The 22,761-nt window shown below is 64.1% G+C and carries 13 protein-coding genes and 1 pseudogene; 9 read left to right on the top strand and 5 right to left on the bottom strand.

From position 1 onward, the window contains the following. Positions 1 to 9 precede the first annotated feature (9 nt). From X756_RS161665 to X756_RS161655, 4 genes and pseudogenes are all read right to left on the bottom strand, one after another. Positions 10 to 1,311: an FAD-binding oxidoreductase gene (locus X756_RS161665; protein WP_031237764.1), complete on the bottom strand. Its 1,302-nt coding sequence runs from the start codon at positions 1,309 to 1,311 to the stop codon at positions 10 to 12. A 2-nt stretch (positions 1,312 to 1,313) separates the two neighbouring features. Continuing rightward, the gene (locus tag X756_RS161660; RefSeq protein WP_023728596.1) at positions 1,314 to 2,696 is read right to left on the bottom strand and encodes a glutamine synthetase family protein; all 1,383 of its coding nucleotides are present in this window, start codon (positions 2,694 to 2,696) and stop codon (positions 1,314 to 1,316) included. A gap of 6 nt (positions 2,697 to 2,702) precedes the next feature. Next, positions 2,703 to 4,060: pseudogene (locus X756_RS01000000165145) on the bottom strand (glycosyltransferase). Between the two features lie 10 nt (positions 4,061 to 4,070). Then, positions 4,071 to 5,009, bottom strand: coding sequence for a GntR family transcriptional regulator (locus X756_RS161655; RefSeq protein ID WP_023685712.1), 939 nt, complete (start codon positions 5,007 to 5,009; stop codon positions 4,071 to 4,073). 234 nt (positions 5,010 to 5,243) lie between these two features. Here X756_RS161655 and X756_RS161650 point away from each other — a divergent pair, with 234 nt between their 5' ends. From X756_RS161650 to X756_RS161610, 9 genes are all read left to right on the top strand, one after another. After that, a complete protein-coding gene (locus X756_RS161650) occupies positions 5,244 to 6,308 on the top strand; it encodes a spermidine/putrescine ABC transporter substrate-binding protein (protein WP_023685711.1) in 1,065 nt (354 codons plus the stop codon). A gap of 94 nt (positions 6,309 to 6,402) precedes the next feature. Next, positions 6,403 to 7,245 carry an ABC transporter permease gene (locus X756_RS161645; protein ID WP_023672945.1) on the top strand — a complete coding sequence of 281 codons (843 nt, stop codon included), beginning with the start codon at positions 6,403 to 6,405 and terminating at the stop codon, positions 7,243 to 7,245. Positions 7,246 to 7,431: 186 nt separating this feature from the next. Beyond that, positions 7,432 to 8,223 carry an ABC transporter permease gene (locus X756_RS161640; protein ID WP_023672946.1) on the top strand — a complete coding sequence of 264 codons (792 nt, stop codon included), beginning with the start codon at positions 7,432 to 7,434 and terminating at the stop codon, positions 8,221 to 8,223. After that, entirely contained in the window at positions 8,220 to 9,293 is a 1,074-nt protein-coding gene (locus X756_RS161635; RefSeq protein ID WP_023728597.1) for an ABC transporter ATP-binding protein, read from the top strand. The genes X756_RS161640 and X756_RS161635 overlap by 4 nt, the downstream gene beginning before the upstream one ends. Before the next feature lie 9 nt (positions 9,294 to 9,302). Further along, positions 9,303 to 10,577: a glycosyltransferase gene (locus tag X756_RS161630; RefSeq protein WP_023672948.1), complete on the top strand. Its 1,275-nt coding sequence runs from the start codon at positions 9,303 to 9,305 to the stop codon at positions 10,575 to 10,577. Beyond that, positions 10,574 to 10,924 carry a cupin domain-containing protein gene (locus X756_RS161625; protein ID WP_023672949.1) on the top strand — a complete coding sequence of 117 codons (351 nt, stop codon included), beginning with the start codon at positions 10,574 to 10,576 and terminating at the stop codon, positions 10,922 to 10,924. Before X756_RS161630 ends, X756_RS161625 begins: the two co-directional genes overlap by 4 nt. Positions 10,925 to 10,945: 21 nt before the next feature. Further along, positions 10,946 to 11,287 carry a cupin domain-containing protein gene (locus X756_RS161620; protein WP_023672950.1) on the top strand — a complete coding sequence of 114 codons (342 nt, stop codon included), beginning with the start codon at positions 10,946 to 10,948 and terminating at the stop codon, positions 11,285 to 11,287. Positions 11,288 to 11,310: 23 nt separating this feature from the next. Next, complete coding sequence (locus X756_RS161615; RefSeq protein ID WP_023672951.1) at positions 11,311 to 11,655, top strand: cupin domain-containing protein; 345 nt, start codon at positions 11,311 to 11,313, stop codon at positions 11,653 to 11,655. A gap of 20 nt (positions 11,656 to 11,675) precedes the next feature. Then, complete coding sequence (locus X756_RS161610; RefSeq protein ID WP_023728598.1) at positions 11,676 to 13,184, top strand: aldehyde dehydrogenase family protein; 1,509 nt, start codon at positions 11,676 to 11,678, stop codon at positions 13,182 to 13,184. Between the two features lie 55 nt (positions 13,185 to 13,239). Here X756_RS161610 and X756_RS161605 read toward each other — a convergent pair whose 3' ends face one another. Continuing rightward, positions 13,240 to 13,788, bottom strand: coding sequence for an invasion associated locus B family protein (locus X756_RS161605; protein ID WP_023728599.1), 549 nt, complete (start codon positions 13,786 to 13,788; stop codon positions 13,240 to 13,242). Positions 13,789 to 22,761: the final 8,973 nt, after the last annotated feature.

Raw genomic sequence — 22,761 nt, forward strand, 5'->3', positions numbered from 1 at the left:
GTACTAACCTCAATGCTTGATACGGTCGCGCATGGCGTACCACAACATCCCCAGCACATAGAGCGGGCCCCGCAGCGCCGTACCGCCCGGGAACGGCATCGGCGTCAGCGTCGAGAACAGGTCCAGCCGCGAGGCGTCGCCCGTAATCGCTTCGGCCAAGAGCTTGCCCGACAGCGTTGACAGGATGACGCCCTTGCCGGAATAGCCATGCGCGAAATAGACCTCGCCATAGTGCCCGACATGCGGCAGCCGCGACGTGGTCACCGACACCAGGCCGCCCCAGGCATGATCGATGCGGCAGCCCTTCAGTTGCGGGAAGGTGGCCTCCATGTGCGGCCGCACGAAGCCGGCGATGTCGGCCGGCGGCGATGGCGTGTAGCGCTCGCCGCCGCCGAACAGCAGCCGACCGTCCGCCGACATGCGGTAGTAGTTGACGACGAAGCGTGTGTCGGACACCGCGACATTGGCCGGGATCACATTGTGTTTGCCCTCCAGCGGTTCGGTGGCGACGATATAGTTGCCTACCGGCATGATGCAGCTGTTGACGCGCGGCTCCAGCCCATGCAGCAGCGCATCGCCCGCCAGCACGACATGCCTGGCCCTGACCGAACCCTTTGATGTCGAGACCCGGATCGAAGGTTCGCGCTCAAGTTTCACCGCCACCGAATTCTCGTGGATGACGACACCGGCCGCCACGGCGGCACGGGCAAGGCCGAGCGTGTAGTTCAGCGGATGCATATGGCCGCCGAGCGGCTCATACATCGCGCCATGATAGGGCGTGTCCACCTTGCCGCGTGCCTGCGCCGCCGACAGGATCTCGACGTCGCGGAACTTCATCACGCTCTCGAGGCATTTGGCCTCGTCTTCGAGATCCCTGAGGTCGGAGCCATTAACGGCACCGACGAGGTGGCCGGTCAGCCACAGATCGCAGTCGATGGCGTGGCGCTCGATGATGTCGAGCACCAGGCCCCGCGCCTCGAAGGCGAGATCGAACAGCGCCTTCGCCCGCTCGGGGCCATAGAGCTTGACCAGCCCCTTGGCGCCTTTGCGCAGGCCGGGGATCATCTGGCCGCCATTGCGGCCCGACGCGCCCCAGCCGATCTTGCCGCCTTCGAGCAGCACTACTTTCAGGCCGCGCTCGGCGGCATGAAGGGCGGCCGACAGGCCGGTGCAGCCGCCACCGACCACCACCAGATCGGCGCCGACATCTCCCACCAGCGCCGGATGGTCCGGCGCCGGATTGGCGGTGGCGACATAATAGGAATTGCCGATATCGAGGCTCGAATTGAAACCCGTTGAGCCGGAGGCCATGATCACACCTTCAGCAGCAAATGGTCGCGTTCCCAGCTCGTCACCACGCTCTGGAACAGGTCGAGTTCGACGCTCTTGACGCGCAGATAGGTCTGGAAAAAATCCTCGCCGAGCAATGCCCGCACCGGCTCGCAAGCAATGAAACGATCAAGCGCCTCCTCCATCGTTTTCGGCAGCGTGCTTTTGATCTTGTAGGCATTGCCCGAGGCCTCAGCCGAGCGCGCCAGCTTCTGCTCGACGCCGAGATAGCCGGCAAGCAGCGAACCGGCGATCGCCAGATAGGGATTGCAATCCGCTCCCGGCAAGCGGTTCTCTACCCGCCGGGCGGCGCGGCCACCTGCCGGCACGCGCAGGCCGCAAGAGCGGTTGTCATGCGACCATTCGATGTTGGCCGGTGCGCTGTGGTTCGGCCGGATGCGGCGGAACGAGTTCACGTTGGGTGCGAACAGCGGCATGATCTCGGGCACATATCTCTGCAGGCCGCCGATGAAATGGCCGAACATTTCGGTGTCTGCATCATCTCTGTCGGCAAACAGCGCGGCGCCTGTCGTTTCATCGACGACAGACATGTGCAGATGCATCGAACTGCCGGCCTGCGCGGCGATCGGCTTGGCCATGAAGGTGGCGTGCATGCCGCTCTGCTGCGCCGCTTGGCGAGTCAGCCGCTTGAACAGCAGCACCTGGTCGGCGAGTGGCACCGCGTCGCCGTGCAGCAGATTGATCTCCAGCTGCGCGGTGCCCGATTCATGGATCAGCGTGTCGAGCGGCAGGCCGGCGGCTGCGGCATAATCATAGACGCGCCTTATCACCGGCTCGAATTCTTCCAGCGCCACCATGTCATAGGGATGCTGCGAGCCCTCGGCGCGGCCATTGGCGCCAACCGGTGCCGTCAGCGGCTGGTCGGGATTCGGATTGGGCGCGGCCAGATAGAATTCGACTTCCGGCGCCACCACCGCGCGCCAACCGCGCTTCCGGTAGAGATCGAGCACGGCGCGCAGCACATGTCGTGGCGAGGCCATCCAGGGCTTGCCTTCCATGTGGAAGGCGTCGGCGAAGACATAGGCTTTGCCAGCGCCACCGCCCGGCGCCAGGCACAGCGTCGACATATCAGGCACCATGCGCATATCCGGGTCTTGATAGGCAAAGCCTTCGTCGATCGAACCGGAGTAGCGGCCATCGATGCTGACCAGGAAAGCGCTGCTCGGCAGGTAGAGTGCGCGGTCTTCCAGCGCCTTGAGGAATTTTGCTGTCGGCAGCGCCTTGCCGCGCAGCACGCCATTCATGTCGGGCACCAGGCACTCGACCTCCGTGATGCCGTGCTGGGCGAGCCAGGCCTTGGGATCGTTGCCGGTGAAGAGAGCGGTGTTGGTATTTTTGTCCTGCATTTTGGTTCACGTACCTATGAGAGAGAGTATGGCTTGCGCGGCCACATCCGTTCCAGGGGTCAGCGCCATCTTGGCAGCATTGTCCCTGAGGCGGGCGCGCATCGCATCGTCGGCCAGCAGGCCGAGAATGGCTCTCTCCAATCCCCCTTCGGTCCAGGCGTCGCGGCCGATATGGTCGCCCACGCCCGTCTCTCCCGCGCGTTGCGCATTGTCATGTCCGTCCCAGCAATAGGGCATGATCAGCGATGGCACGCCGAAGCGCAGCGCCTCGCAAAAACTGTTGTTTCCTCCGTGATGAATAAACAGGTCCGACTTCGCCACCACCGAAGGCTGCGGAAACCAGGCGTCGAGATAGACATTGTCCGGCACCGCGCGGTAGGCGTCGCGCAGGCCGCCGGCATTGACGATGAAGCGCGCCGGCAGCCGGTCGAAGACGGCGAGCATGCGTTCGATCAGCCCGACATCCATCGCGCCGAGACTGCCGAAGCTGACATAGACCAGCGGCCCGCCATTGCGCGGAAACACCGGCACCTCGAACGGCCCTTCCGAGCGCACGCAGCCTTCGAGATAAACGAAGCGTTTGGGGTCGAGCGGCTCGGCCCGCTCACGCCGTACGATCGCTGGCGTCAGCAGCAGATTGAGGTCGGGAGATGTCTCGAGGAACAGGCCCTTGGGCAACGGCGCCAGGCCGGCATCCGCGCGAAAACGGTTGAAGCACTCATGCGCGGGTGCGGAGGCCGCGAGATAGCGCGCTTCGAACGCCGCACGTTGCGGGTCCTCGGCACCCATCCCCGAGAGATAAGGCGGCACCTCGGCATCCGGCAGTTCCGTCTCGGCACAGGAGACGACGCGCACCCACGGGCAGCCGGCGGCGGCGATCGCCGGGAACATGATNGCAGTTCCGTCTCGGCACAGGAGACGACGCGCACCCACGGGCAGCCGGCGGCGGCGATCGCCGGGAACATGATGACGTTGTCGAGCACCACCGCGTCCGGCTTCAGCCGCGCCAGCAATTGGCGCAGCGGCGCCTCGGCGTTGACGGCGGTGTCGACGATCGCTTGCCAGGTCGGCGCGACATAGGTCTCGAGCTGGTCGATCGGGCTCAGCCGGAAATGCGGCAGGTGCCGGCGCACGAAGGCCTGCCAATAGCTCTGGCGGTCGCTGTCGCTCAGCGGCTCATCCGTCGGCAGATGGTATTCCTGGAAGCCATAGTCGGTAAAGACGCCGGAGAAGCCGGCATGGCAGATGAAGACGGGGCGAGCGCCCCGTGCGCGCAATGCCTGTGCGATACCGACGCAATTCAACGCGGCGCCGAAACTGGCTTCGGGAAACAGCGCGATGGTCGGGCTGGCTTTACGCGTCAATTATTCCTCTTCAATCCGGCCGGCTGATCATGCCGAACAGTGCGGGAGCTCCGCGGCTGGCTGCTTGCGGTCGCTGGCTGCGGGAGAGCCGCAGGTGGATGCGAAGCAGATCGGCAGCCACCTCATACTGCCGGCTTTCAAGATAGTCGAGTATGCCCGAGTGTTCGCGCAGCGATTGCCGCAGCCGAAACACGTTGACGCCGGAATAGATGCCCGGCAGCCGGCGCAGGCGGAGATGATCGGCCAATGCATCCGACACAAAACGGTTGGCGCAGCCCTCGGCGATCATGCCATGAAAATCCATGTCCAGCCGCTGGAACTCGCGCGTGTCGAATGTCTCGTCCGGCAGCGCTGCAAGCGCTTCCATGCCTTGCCGCAACATTGCTGCCCGCGCCCCGTCCAGCCGAAAGCCTGGCGTCAGGATGGCCGCCGGCTCCAGCACCAGGCGGAACTCGTAGCTTTCGCCTTGCGCCTCCGGATCGTCCGGCGCGCGGCGAAACAACCAGGATTGCCCAGGCGCACGATCCAGAAGATTCTCGTCGGTCAGTTTGTTAAGTGCTTTTAGTACCGTCTTGCGATCAGCGTCGTAGCGTCGCATCAGCCCCGCGATGGTCACCGTCTGGTCCAACCGTCGCGCCGAGCGGTCGCGCAGGATGGCTTCGGCGAGCTCGTCTTCCTCCGCACTGGGTAGTTCGGCGGCAATGGCGGGCTGGGCGGCGAGGTCGACCGTCAGATGATAACCGCTGTCGGCCTCCCAGCGCACCACGCCCCGTTCCGCGAGCAGGCCGAGTGCGGCGCGTACCGGCGTGCGCGAGACATTGCACAGCGAGGCGATCTGCTGTTCGGGCAGGCGGGCGCCAGGCTCGAAGCCACGCTGCCGCGCCACATCCAGGATGCGCTGCGCCAGATCGAGATGGTTGGTGCGAGGTCGTCTGGCTACGGCTTGCATGACTTTTCTCGAATGCGAATGTGGCGCATTGGTCTGGCTGATCGCCGGAACAGGGACAATCGGCCAAATTCCTCCGTCGTTGACAGATTATGGATTGACGTACTTTTTTCTGCAATAGTACTGTCGGCACAATCGGCGAGAAAAGACCGAGGGAACAGGATCAAGGCAGGCGCGCGCGTCGCCGGCCTTGGTCCGGCAAATGATTTCGACGATCAAACCGAATGGGAGACTGCCATGACCGCTACCAGCCTGCGGCGCCGTGCGCTCAATACATCCTCAATCGCTCTCGGTCTCGCCCTGACGCTCTCGGTGCCGGCCGCCGCAGCCGACCTCGTTATTTCGAACTGGGATGGGTACATGGCACCCGACGCCATGGCCGCTTTCAAGACCGCCACCGGCGTTGCCGGCGAAGTGGTGGTGCACGCCACCAATGAAGAGATCATGGGCAAGCTGATTGCCGCCGGCGGCAAGGGCTATGACGTGGTCTTCGTCTCCTCGCCCTTCGCCGAAGTATTAAACAAGCTTGGCCTGACCGAGCCGATCGACCATGCCAAGATCCCCAACCTCGCCAACCTCTATCCCGAAGCGACCAAGCTGCCGCACGATGTCGGCAACGCTTTCTCCGTGCCTTACACCTGGGGCACGACGGGCCTCTGCTACCGCTCTGACCTTGTCAAGACGGCGCCCACGAGCTGGAGCGACCTGCTCGCCCCTTCCGACGAGATGAAGGGCAAGACCACCATGCTGGCGACCGATCGCTGGCTGCTGGCCGCCGGGCAGCTCGACAAGGGCTATTCGGTCAACGAGACCGACCCGGCCAAGATGGCCGAGGTCAAGGACCTCTTGATCTCCGCCAAGAAGACCCTGCTCGCCTATGACGACACCACCTTCTATTCCAAGCTGGTTTCCGGCGAGGCGCTGATGGTGCAGGCCTGGGACGGCTGGTGCAATTACGGCATCGCCGACAAGCCGGAGATCAAATACGTCATCCCTAAAGAAGGTTCGGACCTGTGGGTCGACACGATGGTGGTGATGAAGGCGTCCGAGCACAAGGACGACGCCTTCAAGTTCATCAACTTCATGCTCGACGCCAAGAACCACGCCTGGGCGGCGCAGAACATCGACTACAAGGTGCCGAACAAGCCGGCGATGGAAAGCCTGCCGGCCGACTTCCTGGCCAAATTCCCCAACATGGCGATGCCGGTGGCCGATCTCGTCAAGTTCGAGCAGTTGCGTGACGTCGGCGAAGCCCAGCGCGACTATTCCAAGATCGTCAGCGAGATCAAGGCCGCGCAGTAAGCGGCGCAGACTTCACGGCCGGCAGCACTTCTGCCGCCGGCCCTGAGCGGTACCCGAGAAATTGTCCCAGACCCGACTTCGTTCCTCTCTGCTGATGGCCCCGGCGCTGGTCTGGCTGACCGCGCTGATGGTGGTGCCATGCGCCCTGGTGCTGGCGCTCGCCTTCTTCCGGCGCGGCGTCTATGGCGGCATCGACTACACTTTGACGCTGGAAAATTTCGGGTTGGTCTTCGACCCGCTCTATGCCGGCATCTTCCTCAACTCAGCACGTATCGCCGGCACCGCGACCTTGATTGCGGTGGTGATTGGCTATGCCGCAGCCTATGCGATCGCGGCCGCACCGCGCCGGTGGCAGCCAATTTTCCTGTTCTTCGCCGTGCTGCCGTTCTGGTCCAACTATCTGATCCGCACCTATGCCTGGATCGTGCTGCTGAACCGCGAAGGGCTGATCACCCAGTTGCTGCGCTGGTTCGGCTACACCGGCGAACCGCCCTCGATGCTCTATACCGAAGGCTCGGTCATCGCGGGCCTCGTCTACAACTATCTGCCCTTCGTCATCCTCGCCTGCTACGCGCCGCTGTCGCGCCTCAACCCGGAACTGGCCGAGGCATCGCGCGATCTCGGCGCCTCCGCTGCCACCACTTTCCGACGTGTCATCCTGCCGCTGACCGTGCCCGGCATCGCTGCGGGTGCTGTCTTCGTCTTCGTGCTGTCGATCGGCAATTTCGTCACCCCGGCGCTGCTCGGTGGCGGCCGCTTCCAGATGATCGGCAACCTCGTTTACGACCAGTTCCTGACTGCCAATGACTGGCCGTTCGGCGCAGCGCTCGCCATGGCGCTGATCGCCATCATGCTTCTGGTGCTGATGGCGCAGGCGCTCGCCGCCGACCGCGCCGCGGGGCGTGCGGCTGAGGCAAAGGGTGACGCCGATGGCTGAGCGCTGCGCAATTCTTGCCTTCTCCCCGTTCACCGGGAGAAGGTGCCCCGAAGGGGCGGATGAGGGGCGGCGTCAACCTTTGCGACGCTCAGCGCTACCCCTCATCTGCCTGCCGGTATCTTCTACCCGTGAACAGGGAGAAGGACTCTGGTCGTTCGCTTGCCTTCCAATTGTCGGAGGCCGGCGATGACCCATTCCTTCACCCGTACGCTCGGCATGCGGACGATCCTCACCCTCGTCTTCGCCTTCCTCTACATCCCCATCGCCGTGCTGGTGGCGCTGTCCTTCAACGAAGGCGGATTGCCGACGGCATGGTCGGGCTTTTCGCTGAAATGGTATGCCTCGCTGGCCGGCAATTCCGCCATCCTTTCCGCTGCGCTCAACACGCTGATCGTGGCGTTGGTCTCCACGGCCATCGCCACGCTGCTCGGCACGCTGCTGGCCATCGGCATCGAGATGCGCCGGCAATACGGCAGGGGTCTCGAGGCGCTGATCTTCGCACCGATGATCATCCCCGACATCGTCCTGGCGATCGCTCTGCTGTCGTTCTTCTCCATGCTAAACCTGACCATGGGCCTGCACACCATCATCCTCGCCCATGTCGTCTTCAACCTCGCCTTCGTCTGCTCGGTGGTGCGCGCAAGGCTAAAGAGTTTCGACTGGTCGATCGTCGAGGCCTCCGCCGACCTCGGCGCCTCGGCTCTGACCACCTTCCGGCGTGTGACATTGCCGGTCATCGCGCCGGCAGTGATTGCCGGCGCTCTGCTTGCCTTCACGCTCTCGGTCGACGAGTTCATCATCGCCTTCTTCACCGCCGGTGCCGGCCGCGCCTCGACGACGCTGCCTATGCAGATCTACGCCATGATCCGCTTCGGCATCACGCCGGAGATCAACGCGCTGGCGACCATCGTCATGGCGGTATCCATCACCGCGCTGACCCTGTCGCAGCGGCTCAACCGTGGGATCATCGGCCAATGAGCGAACCGCGCACGCTGCTGGCCATTGATAACGTTTCGAAGAAGTTCGGCCGGGTCACCGCCGTCGACGGCATCTCGCTCGACATCCGCGAAAACGAGTTCTTCGCGCTGCTTGGACCCTCCGGCTGCGGCAAGACCACGCTGCTGCGCATGCTGGCCGGCTTCGAGACGCCAACCGACGGCCGCATACTGCTCGATGGCAAAGACATCGCCCGGACCCCGCCCAACAAGCGGCCGGTCAATCTGATGTTCCAGTCCTACGCGCTGTTCCCGCATATGAGCGTGCGCGCCAATGTCTCCTACGGGCTGGAGATGGAGCGCTTGCCGAAAGCTGAAATCCGTTCCCGCGTCGAGGCCATTCTGGCCACCACCGAGCTTGTCCCCTTCGCCGACCGTAAGCCTGAGCATTTGTCGGGTGGCCAGAAGCAGCGCGTCGCGCTCGCCCGCGCGCTGGTCAAACGGCCTCGGTTGCTGCTGCTCGACGAACCGCTGGGCGCGCTGGACAAGAAACTGCGCGGCGCCATGCAGATGGAGCTGAAGCGCCTGCAGCACGAAGTCGGCATCACCTTCGTCATCGTCACCCACGACCAGGAAGAGTCACTCGTCATGGCCGACCGCATGGCGGTGCTCAAGGACGGCCAGCTGCTGCAATGCGACACGCCGCACGTGATCTACGAGCATCCCACCGACCGTTTCGTCGCCGACTTCATCGGCGTGATGAATTTCGTACCGGGCAAGATGTCTGCGGATGGCGTGATCGCCGCGAACGGCGCGCGCATCACCGGCAAGGTTCCCGCCAAGCTCACACCCGGCGCTTCCGCTGTCGCTTCGGTGCGACCCGAGCGCATCCGGCTGTTCCCGTCAGCCGAGACCGCCAACCGCATCGCCGGCACGGTTGAGGCGCTGGCCTATCACGGGCTCGACCTGCAGCTGCATGTCCGCACGCCTCTGTCGCCAAAACCATTTCTGGTGCGCGTCACCGCCGATGCCGCCGACCGCCGGCCGGTCTCGTCGGGCGATCAGGTCGAACTCGGCTGGGACGCCGCCGATGTCAGAATTTTTCAGGAATAGGAGAGCTTGATGGCGCAGAAGACGATCGCGTTTTTTCCCGAAGCGGCCTACGGCCCGGCGCTCAATTCGGTCGGCATCGCGCAAGCCGTCGAGGCGCGCGGCCATAAGGCAGTGTTCCTGTCCGACCCCGGCTTTGTCGATGTCTACAAGGGTTACGGCTTCGAAGCGCATCCGGTGAACCTGTCGGAGCCGATGCCGCCCGAGCAGATGGCGAAATTCTGGGAAGACTTCATCAACGGCCACATCCCGAACTTCCGCAAATCGCCCTACGATCAGGTCGACAATTACGTGAAGGATTGCTGGACCGCGATTGTCGACAGCGCCAAATGGGCGCAGAAGGATTTGCCGCGAGTCCTGGCCGCCATCAAGCCTGATGTCATTTGCGTCGACAATGTCATCCTGTTTCCGGCCATCAAACAGTTCGGCAAGCCTTGGGTGCGCGTCATCTCCTGCTCGGAAAACGAGATCGAGGATGAGGACATCCCGCCGCATCTCTCCGGTTGCGGCGAGAACGACCATGTCGGCCACCAGCGCTATCGCGATCATTTCAATGCGGTGATCAAGCCCATCCACGACGACTTCAACGCCTTCCTCACCGCAAACAATGAAGCGCCATACCCGGTCGGTCAGTTCTTCGAGGCCTCGCCCTATCTCAATCTGCTGCTCTATCCCGAAGCGGCAAAGTTCAAACGCCGCCATCCGCTTGATACGACGAAATTCCAGTATCTCGAAGGCTGCGTGCGGCAGGAAAAGCCATACGCCGTGCCGACCTTCGCCGAGAACAATGACGGGCCGCTGCTCTATGTCTCCTTCGGCAGCCTCGGCGCTGGCGATGTCGATTTGTTGAAGCGCATCATCACAACACTGGGCAAGACCCGTTACCGCGCGCTGGTCAATGTCGGCGGCTACAAGGACCTGTACACGGATGTGCCGGACAACGTCATCGTCGAGAGCTGGTTTCCGCAGCCTTCAGTCATCCCGCAGGTCGATGCCGTCATCCACCATGGCGGCAACAACTCGTTCACGGAGTGCCTCTATTTCGGCAAGCCGGCCATCATCATGCCCTATGTCTGGGACGGCCACGACAACGCCACCCGCGTCCAGGAAACCGGCCACGGCTTCGGCATGCCGCGCTACGACTGGAGCGACGCCCAGTTGGTCAGCAGGATCGAGGCTTGCCTGACCGACCCCAAGATGAAGGCCAAGCTGGCGAAGACCTCGTCGCAGATGCGGGCACAGAACGGACCGGAAAAGGCCGCAGGGTTGCTGGAGAAGTTGCTGTGACCTCCTCCGCCCCGCACCTTTACCAAGCCTCCACCCGCACCGACCTCGTCGACTGGGGCGCCCAGTCCGACGCGCTCGACGGCGCGTCGCACTCGACCGGCAGGCTTGTCCACAAAGGACCCAACAACCAGCCGGAATCCGGCATCTGGGTCTGCACGCCCGGCCGCTGGCGGCTCTCGATTCCGCGCGACGAATTGTGCCATTTCGTCGCCGGCCGCGCGACATACCGGTCGGATGCCGGGGAGGTGGTAGAAGTCGCAGCCGGGACCGTGGTCATGTTCCCTGCCGGCTGGACAGGCGAATGCACCGTGCATGAGACCATGCGCAACGTCTACATGCTGGCTTGAACAGCAACGGAGCTTCCCAATATGCCGACACCGCACTGGCCAAAGGCCTCGACCGTGAAACTGGAGGACTGGGGCGGGGGCAGCAACACGCTTGCCGGCTCGCCGCGCGCCTCGGGCAGGATCCTCTCGCAGAACCCGGACGGCTCAAGCGAATGCGGCCTGTGGTCGTGCACGCCAGGCAGCCGCAAGGTTACCTTTGCCGCCGACGAGTTCTGCCATTTCCTGTCGGGCCGCGGGACCTATGTCCGCGAGAATGGCGAAGAGATCCCGGTCGAGGCCGGCATGCTGGTGTTCTTCCCCGCCGGCTGGGCCGGCACCTCCACCATCACGCAAACACTGACCAAGGCCTTCATGTGCCGCTGAGCACTTTTTTAAAGGAAATCGCCATGACCACGCCCATCATGCAATCCCCGCTTGCCATCACCGACCTCGTCGACTGGGGCGTCATCCCGACCATGATCGAGGGCGTGTCCCACACCTCGGGCAAGCTGCTCTACAAGGGGCCGGAGGGCCGTTCGGAATGCGGCCTGTGGGTCTGCACCCCCGGCAAATGGCACTGCCATGTCACCCGCGACGAGTTCTGCCACTTCCTCGAGGGCCGCTGCACCTATGTGCACGAATCGGGCGAGGTCATCCAGATCGAGCCGGACACGGCGGCGTTCTTTCCTCAGAATTGGAAAGGCGTCTGCACCGTCCATGAGACCATCAAGAAGGTCTACATGATCCGCTGAGCGGACCTGAAAGGACGACCATGCAATTCTCCGCTGACCGGCCGGCTTTCTTCGTCAATCCGGACTACCGGCCGATGACCGGCACGGCAAAACCGGTGATCGATCCGGCGACGCTGGAGACCGTCGGCTCGATCTCCGCCGCAACGGACGGTGAGGTCGATGCGGTGCTGTGTGCCGCAACCACGGCACAAGCCGCCTGGAAGAAGCTCGATGCCAAGAGCCGGGCAAAGCATCTGCATGCGGTCGCCAACGCCATCGAGGCGGCGGACTTCACCCGCTGCGCAGAGCTGATGGTCCGCGAGATGGGCAAGCCTTATCCCGAAGCGATCGGCGAGATCGCCAATTGCGCGCCGATCTTCCGCTACTACGCCGAGATGGCGCGCGACGATGCCGGCAAGATCGCCGGCACGACCCAGGCCGGTTCGTTCCAGTATGCGCGCTACGAGCCGTATGGCGTCTCCGTGCACATCATGCCTTACAACTTCCCGATCCTGCTGATGTGCTGGACCGTCGCGGCCTCGCTTGCCGCCGGCAATGGCTGCGTCATCAAGCCGGCCGAAGCGACGACGCTGTCGACGCTGGACTACATGACGGTGTTCCGTTCACTGCCGGAAGGGCTGGTCGCCTGCCTGCCTGGCACGGCCGCCACCGCGCAGGCGCTGATCGCCTCCGAGCGCACCCACGCTGTCGCCTTCACCGGCTCGGTCGCCGCCGGCAAAGCCGTGGCAGTCGCCTGCGCCGAGCGCATGAAGCCTTGCGTCATCGAAGCCGGCGGCAGCGATCCGCTGATCATCAGCGAGCACGCGCCGCTCGACGTGGCGGCAGCCGGCAGCGTCACCGCCGCCTTCCACCTGACCGGCCAGGTCTGCACCTCGGCCGAACGCTTCTTTGTCGTCGACTCGGTTCACGATCGCTTCGTCGAGCTGTTCGCCGAGAAGACGCGGGCGCTGCGCATCGGCAATGGCATGGACAAGACCGAGATCGGCCCGCTGGTCAGCGAAGCCGCCCGGGCGAAAGTGATGCGGCTGGTCGATGATGCTATCAGCAACGGCGCTATAGCCGTTGCCGGCGGGCGCATTCCGCCGGCGCACAACAATGGCTGGTTCTACGAGCCAACGATCCTGACCGGGGTTACACCCGATATGGCGATCGTGCGCGAAGAGTGTTTCGGGCCGGTCGCAGCGATCTGCCGCGTAAAGGATTTCGACGAAGCGATCCGGCTTGCCAATGACAGCCCGTTCGGGCTCGGCGCCTCGGTCTTCACCACCGACCTCGCCGAGGCGCATGAAGCGGCCGAGCGGCTCGAGGCCGGCATGGTCTGGGTCAACAACCCGCTGATCGACAATGACGCCCTGCCCTTCGGCGGCTGGAAGGCATCAGGCCTTGGCCGCGAGCTGGGACGCCAGGGACTCGACGCCTTCCGACGCTCCAAGATGGTCATCATCGACCACAGACCGGCGATCAAGGACTGGTGGTACCCCTACCCCGACAGCTGGTTCCGCGAGACAGGCGGCCGCAAGCACGTGTGAGCCCGGCTAGTCCATAACGTAAGCTGATGCTTACGCATCTGCCGAGATAGGCCGGCTATTTCAACGCTTGAAGCTTGTCGATCGCGGCAGTGAATCCGGCAAGCGAGACCGGAATGGTCACCGGCTTGCGCGTCACCGACTCGATGCCGATGTTCAGGTTGGTTCCCGATTTCATCGCCTTGAGGAGGTCCGCCGACAAAGGGGTCGCCGCATAGGCGCCGTTCTGGTCACTGGTCTGGATGGCGATGGTCGTCTTCTGCCCCTGGTCGATCTGGTACGAGGCGCCGGAAGGCAGGAACAGCCCGTGCGGCAAGGCCAGCAGCATCGCGAGGTTGCCATTGCCGTTGTCGCGGCGAACCGTAACGGTAAGAACGCGCTGCCCCGTCTTGGCCTCGGTAAGGTTTTGGGAGACCTGGCATTGAAGCTCGGTGCCGGCCGATCCGCTAGCGCAGTTTAGCGACCATGGATTGCCTTCTGCAGGCTTTGTCTCGGCAGATTTGGTTGACTTCGGCTCTTCGGCAAGCGCCGACCCTGCCGACACGACCAGCCATAGCGCGCCGACCCAGGCGGCCCGCCCACAAACGGTTCTCAGCAATGAAGCCACCCGATCCTCGTCGTGTCAGGGTTTCGCCCAGCGCGTTGATACAACAGCCGAGCCTGGCGGGGAAGCCAATACGGTACATGAGCGCCGGCTAAATTACTGTTGCTGGATTACCACAATAAACAACTTTGAAATCTTGTACGTGTAAAGCAAACAATCATGCTCGCTATACACTGGGATTCGGATAGTATTAGCGACGGAGCGTGTACTCGTCGGGGTTCGCAAGGGATGGAGACGACCGAGAAAACTCGGCAGATCAATGACATGGCGACGCACGGAAGAAGCTCCCGGGCGAATAGCAAGTATCGCCGGTCAGGTTTTTCCAGGCATCTCTGGAAGACGACTGCGCTGTCCACTCTGGCACTTGCCCTTACCGGCATAGCCGCCCATGCCGGCGACACCGGACTGTGGCAGCCGCAGGTCCGCGCCATCATCGGCGCCAACAACAATGGCGGCAACACGGCGATCGAGGGTTTCCTGCCGCTGAAGCAGAACCTCGAATCCGTTCTCTTTCTCGATGTGCGCTCGAAATACGATTTCGACGACGGCTTCGGCCAGGACGTCGGCCTCGGCGTTCGCCGCATCGTGAATCCGGATCTGATGATCGGCGGCTACGCCTATCTCAACATCCAGAACCACGACAGTCACCAGTTCGTCGCCTCGACGCTCGGCCTCGAGGCCATCACCTCAAAATACGATGCGCACGTAAACGTCTATCTGCCGATCAGCGGCGACCGCAGCACGGCCGGGCAAGAGTCGAGCCTGTCGCTGGTCGGTCATCAGCTGATCGAGCAGATATCGGCCATCGCCCACCGCGATTACGCGGCCTGGGGCATCGAGGGCGAGGTCGGCGTTCAGGTGCCGCTCAACCTGCCCGAGAACCATTCACTGCGTTTCGATGTCGGCGCCTACCATTTCGGCGATCCCGACGGCGACGACGGCAGCATCACCGGCGCCAAGGCCGGCCTGGAATATTCGATCGGCGACGTCATCGGCAAAGGCACGTCGCTGACCTTCACCGGCGAGGTGCGCAACGACAACCGCGATGACACCCAGTTCGCCGGCAGCATCCGGCTGACGGTGCCGCTCAACGCTTTCGACAAGGGCTCGTCTTCGGCCGGTGACGGCGCCGAGCCGGTCTATCCGGTCAGCCCCGGCCTGCGCAAACGCGTCAACGAGCGCGTGCGTGGCGACATCGGCGTTCGCATCGAGAGCCAGGACAAAGTTACCGGCACGTCGACGCGGGTGGCGATCAATGCCGCCACCAACACGGCATTCGGCCAGTTCTTCTTTGCCGATGGTGACAACGACGCGCTCGGCCTCGGCACGATCGGCGACCCGACCACGCTCGACAATGCGGTCGCCGGCGCCGGCGCGAACGGCGTCGTCGTCGCGCTCGGCGGCAAGGGCAACATTACGACAGCCGGTGTGACGCTCGCCAACGGCCAGACCGTCATCGGCGGTGGCGGAGGCGTCCAGGCGCGGCTCGTCGACGGCAGCATCGGCACCTACAATTTCGGCGGATCCAACGGCACCCTCCAGGGCACCAACCCCGCCAACAACGTCCTGACGCTCGCCAACGGCAACACGCTGAGCGGCATCATCATCACAGGCGGCAAGGACGGCATCCTCGGCAACAACATCACCGGCGCCACGTTGACCAACGTCACGGTCACCGGCGCCGGCGGCCACGGCGCCGACTTCACCGGTACATCGACCGGCGTCAATGGCTCGAACTTCACCGCGACCGGCAACGGCCTCGACGGACTGCACATCGAAGGCGACGGCACCTATAACTTCACCGGCACGACGCTGCTGCAGGGCAATGGCGACGACGGCCTGGATATAACCGGCCACGGCACCTACACTTTCGCCACCCTCAACTCGCTCGACAACAACGATGCCGGCATTACCGTGAAGGGCACCGGGGTCGCCGGCTCGATCGACATCAGCGGCGGCCAGGTGTCGGCCAACAAGGCGCTCGGCGACGACGGCGTCGGTGTCTTCATCGATCCGATCACCGCCCATATCGTGCTGGATTCGATCACCCAGACCGGCGGCGCATCGGGCGTCGTGCTCGAGAATCTTTCGGGCAGCTTCACCGTCAACGGCGCGACGACGATCTCGAACACGACCGGACCGGGCATCGCGATCACGGATTCGCCGGCCGCGATCCGCTTCGGCGACATCAACATCACCGATCCCGGCACCGACGGCATGGTGTTTACCGGCGTCAATGCGTCCGTCATCGCCGGCAACATCATCATCTCGGGGCTCGGCTCCAGCATCGGCCTCGACTTCTCCGGCAGCCAGACCAATTTCACGGCGCAGTCGCTGAACATCACTGGCACAGGCGCCGCCGGCTCGATCGGCATCGATCTGTCTTCCCCGAGCGCGGGCGGGGCAACGATCGTCATCACCGATGGCGGCGCGATCGCCAATGTCGACACCGGCGTGCGCTTCGGCATTTCCGGCTCGCCGGCCAATTCAGCCAATGCCCAATTCAGTTTCGGCGGCGGCTCGATTGCCGGCATCACCGCCTCCCTCGACGCGCGGGGGCTCAACCAGACGCTCGGGCTCTATGCTTTCGGCTCGACGACCTTCAGCGGCCCGCAGCTGTTCGACCAGCAGAATGTGATTTTCGTCGGCGGCGTCGGATCATTGGGTGACGGCTCTTCCACGTCTAGTCTGCTTGCGATTAACCAGGCTGACCTTATCACCAACGGCACCGCGATCTTCGTGCTGGTCAATGACGGGACGCCCATCGACGCCTCTGGCGGCTTCTCGCTGAGTGCCGGACAGACAATGGCTTCGTTCGGCAACGGGCGTACTTTCTCGCTCGGCGGCATTCCCGTCAACGTCACCGGTGACAACGTCAAGCATGACCAGGTCGTCTCGGATCCAGGCGGCGCAGCCACGCTGACCAATACCGGCACCGGCGACGCCGTGACGCTGGCCAACAACACGTCGCTGCTCGACTTCAACATCGCCGGTGTGGCGAACGGCAATGGCGTGCATGGCAGCGGCGTCAGCAATGTCACGATGTCGGGGCTGAATGTTTCAGGCGCCAGCCTGAACGGCGTGCTGTTCGATGGCGCCATCAACAATGTTTCCGCCGACAATTTGAACTCAAGCGGCAATACCGGCAGCGGCCTGCTCATCGACAATGGTGGCGGAACTTACAGTTTCACCGGCACGACGACACTCTCGAACAATACCGGCCACGGCCTGTTCATCGTCAGCGGCGGAAACTATGGATTCGAGACGCTCGATGCAAAGGACAATGGCGGCTTAGGCATCTTCGTCAACTCGACGGGCGGCGGAAGCCTGACGACGACCGGCGGCACGGTTTCGGGCAACGGCCTCCAGGCCGTCTATGTCGCCACTTTCGGGCTTATCAACCCGATGGCGCTCAATGTCACGCTGGACACGGTGAGCCAGTCCGGCGGACAGAGTGGAATCGGCCTGGGCAACGTCGGCGGCAATTTCTCCGTTACCGGCACGACGACGACCTCCAACACCCTTTTCGACGGCATTTTCATCACAAACAGCGCCGCCACGGTTGATTTCGGCGGCGCGGCCACCATCACCCAGCCATCGCGCGACGGCATCTCGATCAACAACAGTTCCGGCGCCACCACGTTCGGCACGGTGACGATCAACCAGGCCGGCGTGAACGGGATCCTCCTCAATGGCAATTCCGGCGCGGTAACGTTCGGCGACGCCAGCATCGGCCAGCCGACCCAGAGCGGCATCGACGTCCAGGGCGCCAACGGCACGATCAGCTTCGCCAACATCGACATCACCGGCCTGCCCACAGGCAAGACCGGGCTCGACCTGTCGGGCAGCCAGTCGACCTTCACCGCCACGTCGCTCGACATTGCCGGAGCTGGCACTTCCACGGGCATCGACCTTTCCGGCACCACCGGCGGCTCGGTGACGATCGGCACCGGTGTGATCTCCGCCGGCACAGGCGTCCAGATGGGCACCAACGGCGCGGCAGGCACCAGCGCAAACACGACCTTCTCGTTCGGCGCCGGTGTCGGCACCAGTTCGATCACCGGGACGACCGCCTCGCTCGACATGCGCGGCCTGCTAGCCGGCAACCGCACCTATGCCTTCAACGCCACCCATCTGGTCGGCCCGCAGCTGTTCGACACCGCCAACGTCATCTTCGTCGGCGTAGCAAACACCGGGACCGGCTCCGGCGCGAGCGTTGGCGACCTTATCAACGCCGACGCCGCCGACGGTCTGACGACCGACGCCAACACCATCTTCGTCCTTGTCAACAACGGCGCTGGAACCATCAACACCGATGCCGACGGCTTCACGCTTGCCGACGGCCAGCAGATCGTCTCCTTCGCCAACGGCAACACCGTCGCTCTCGGCGGGCCGCCGGCCAACGTCACCGGCGCCGAGGTGGTTACTTCGGGCACCCAGGTCGATCCGTTCGGCAATGGCGCCGCCACTCTCAACAACTCGGCCGGCAGCACCATCGATCTCGCCAACGGCAACCGCGTCGCCGACCTCAGCGTCAGCAATGCGGGTTCGGGCTCGGCGATCAACGGATCGAATGTAAACGCGGCCACCATCACCGGGGTGACGATCAGCAGCGCCGTAACCGGCATCGACCTGACCGGCGCAACGGGTGCGATCAACATCACCAACACGACGATGGGCGGCGTCAGCGGCACCGGCCTGATGGCCAGCAACTTCGGCGGCACCGGCACCTTCAACAATTTGGATATCACCGGCGCCGGTATCGGCGTCAGCGTCACGGGCGGTTCCACGGGCACGCTGACCTTCGACAATGCGAGTTCGATCGCCGGCACGACGGGCACGGCGCTCAGCATTCTTGGAGCAACGCCTAACCTCACCTACAACGGCACCATCAATCAGACGAGTGCCGCGAGCGCGGTCATGATCAGCGGCATGACCGGCGGCTCCGCCACCTTCGCCGGCCAAATCACCGCCAGCACCGGCGCGGCCAACGCCATCGACCTGACCGGCAATGCCGGCGGCACGATCAATTTCACCGGCGGGCTCGACCTCACCACCGATGGCGGCCTTGCCTGCAGCGCCATCAATGGCGGCACGCTCACCGTCACCGGCACCAACACGACTGCATCTGGGCTCGGCCCTGTCGAAAACGGCATCCATCTCGGTGGCGCCGGCGGTTTGACCATCGGCGCAGGCGGCGTCATTTTCGACAGCGTCACCGTCGACGGCTCAGGCGGCGCCGTGCAGACCGGCATCCTCATCGAAAACACCAGCGGCGGCAGCGTCACCTTCGGCGCTGTCGACATCAATCGCGTCAATGGCGACGCCATCCGCCTCACCAACGTGGCCAACGCCGTTACCTTCAATGGCACGACGACGATCGACACGGTTGTTGGCGGTGGCCCCGGCTTCGTGGTGCAAGGCAGCGCCGCGACGGTCAATGTCAACAATCTGGTGACGACGCTGGTTTCGGGCGACGACGTCAGCCTGACCAACAACACCGGCACGATCAACATCGGCGGCACCATCACCGGTTCCGGCACCGGCAACGGCGTCGTGGTTTTTGGCGGCAGCGCCGCGATCACGGTCTCGGCCAACATCTCCAGCTCGGCAACAGCACCAGGCACGGCGGTCAAGATCGACGGCACCATCGGCGGCTCGGCCCAGTTCAGCGGCAGCGTCACGTCGACCGGCACCGGAAATCTGTTCGCCATCGGCTCGACATTGCCCCCGGCAGGCGGTGCGTTCAGCTTCACCGGCCCGACCCTGTCGGCGAGCGGTGGCGGCGGCGCGGTGGTCGGTGGCCTGATCGGCACTGCAACGTTGAATGTTACCACCCCGCTATCGATCACCAATGCCTTGGGCACCGGCCTGTCCGTCTCCGGTGTCGCGAGCACCGCATCGGCAACCTTCGGGGCGGTGACCGTGACGGGCGCCGGCGGCATCGGCATCAACATTGTCGGCAATGCCGGCCCGGTGACCTTCGGCACGACCCAGGTCACGCTGGGCACCACGAGCGGCACTGCCGGCATCAACTTCGCCGGCACCAACAACGATGTCAGCTTCGGCACGACCACCATCGACGATGTCGGCGCCAACCAGACCGGCATCGACTTCAGCGGCTCCTCGACGACGGCCGATTTCGGCCTGACGACGATCACCGGCCTGGGCGACCTGACCTCGCGCGGCATCGACCTGTCGTCGACCACCGGCAACAAGGTCATCACCTTCCTGCAGGGCTCGAAGATCGACAATGTCGGCATCGGCGTCGAATTGTCGTCCGGCCAGACCACGGCGACCTCCGCCAATGCCAACTTCACCTTCGGCGACGGCGATTCGACCGACGGGCTGGAGTCCTTCATCATCGCCGCCGCCGGCGGCTTCACCGTCAACACGGTCGGTCTCGATCCGACGCTCGGCAACTACGATTTCGACGACGTGTTCTTCACCGGCAGCGCCAACCTCGCCACCGCGCCCGGTTCGATCACGCTGGTCTCGCAGTCGGGCGGCTTAATCGCCGCCGGCACGACCGGCAATCTCAGCATGGGCGTCAACACCATTTCGCTCGCCGCCGCCGATGCGCTGACCGGCACGCAGAACTTCGCCTTCGTCGGCACGATCAATCTCGGCGCCACCGCCTTCACGCTCGATTCCGGCCAGACGATCACCGGCTTCGGCAACAGCAATGTGGTTTCGACCGGCACGATCCAGCCGGCCAACGTCCAGGGCAATCTCGGCGCCACCGGCGGCAACATCACCGGCGACGAGGCCGTGGTCAGCGGGACGGCCAACCTGATGCAATTGCTCGGCGACAACGCCGTGCGCCACACCGCTTTCGACTTCAGCAGCGCGACCGGTGCCGCCTTCCTCATCGATCAGAGCGCGGTCGGCTTCAGCAATGCCAGCGGCATCACCATCGAAGGCGTGACGATCAGCAACGTCGCCGCTGGTCAGACGGCCATCCAGGTCGCCGGCCTCAACGGCAATCTGTCGATCATCAACAACAACATCAACGTTGCCGGCACGCTGCTCGACGTCAACGGCGGCACCGGCACCATTTCGGTGTCGCGCGGCATCCTGCCCAACAGCGCCACTCCGGGAACGCTGACCGGTGGCGGCATCAATATCGCCAACCGCACCGGCGGCGCGGTGACCTTCACCGACCAGGTGACGATCACCGGCGGCAACGGCGTTTCGATTTCGGGCGGCAGCGCGGCAGCTGCGGTCAACTTCAATGGCGGCCTCGACATCACGACATCGTTGGCCACCGGCCTCAGCCTTTCGGGACTGAATGGCCTCACCGTCGCCAATGCCGGTTCGACGACGATCAACGCCACGGGCCAGACCGCGCTGTCGCTGCAAGGCACACTCGGCGCCGGCGGCGTCAATTTCGACAGCATCACCTCGAGCGGCGCCACCAGCGGCATCATCCTCAACGGCGTCACCGGGGCGGTGAATGTCTCCGGCGCAACCAGCATCACCGGCACCGGCAGCTTCGGCATCGACGTCACCGGCGCCAACACCGGCACTTTCAACTTCAACACGGTGACGGTGAACAACGTCGCGACGACCGGCGGCGGCATAAACTGGGTCAGCGGCAACCTCAACATCGCCGGCCTCGCCAACATCGACACGAGCAGCGGCGTCGGCTTCTCGCAAAGCGCCGGCACGGTGAACTTCCTCAACGGCCTGACCATTGATACCACCAGCGGCACCGGCATTGTCGGGACCGGTGGCGTTATGGGCATCACCGCTTCCGCTGCAGCCCAGACGGTAAATTCGACCAGCGGTCAGTCGATCAGCCTCACCAACGTCGCCGCCACCATTGCGCTTGACTCGACCTCGTCGGGCGGCGGCACCAACAATGTTGGCCTGGCCAATGTCACCGGAACAGTCAGCCTCGGATCCGGCGCATTGAGCGGCGCTTCGGGCGTCGCATTCCTGGTCAATGGCGGCGCTGCGACCGTCAGCTATGGCGGCTCCGTCACCAAGACCACCGCCGGCAAGATCGTCGACATCTCCGGCGTCACCGGCGGTTCGGTCACACTGTCCGGCGCGCTCAGCGCCACCGGCGGTTTCGACAATGGTATCTATGTCCACGGCAACTCCGGCGGGACCATCACTCTCAGCGGTGGCACGAAGACGCTGACCACTGGCGCCAATACGGCGGTCGACTTGACGACCAACACCGGCGCGACGATCAACTTCGATACGGGTGGCCTGGTGATTACCACCACCTCCGGCACGGGCTTCAACGCCAGCGGCGGTGGCACGGTCAGCGTCGGCGCGCTCCTCAGCGACAACAGCATCACCACGACGGCCGGCGGCACCGCGTTGAACCTCAATGGCGTTACGATTGGCGCTGCGGGCATGAATTTCGACAGTGTTTCGGCCACTGCCGCCGCAACCGGCATCTCGCTGACCAATATCGCCTCGTCCGGCGGCGGGGCCATCATTCTCGGCACGGTCAACCTGCAAGGCATCACCACGCGTGGTGTCGATGTTTCCGGCACGCTTGGCGCGGCGCTGTCCTTCAACGATCTCGACATCGGCCTGAACAGCACGACAGGCATCGCCTTCGACCTCAATGGTGCGGCGATCAACGCGGCGATCACCGCCAATGATTTCGACGTGACCAACGCGGCCGCCGCCGGCAGCACCATCGCCGTCGACCTGCGTGGCGCCACTGGCGGCCAGACGGTACGCCTCGGCGATGCCGTTGTCGGCGGCGCCAGCTCCAGCATTGCCGGCGTCAACACCGGCGTGTTCCTCAACAGCGCCACCAACCTCGCTTTCACCTATGGCGACGGCGAATCGGCGACCGACCAGCTCTCGACCATCGGCGCCAATGTAGGCATCGATGCCTCCAGTGCGCCGGTTGCTGGCACCTACAATTTCCAGGATGTGAACTTCCAGTCGGCTCCCGGCCTGGGCTTCGGAACCGGCAAGGTCTATTTCGTCGGCGCGTCCGCGACC

The organism is Mesorhizobium sp. LNJC405B00 (genome assembly GCF_000502615.1).
Taxonomy (GTDB): Bacteria; Pseudomonadota; Alphaproteobacteria; order Rhizobiales; family Rhizobiaceae; genus Mesorhizobium.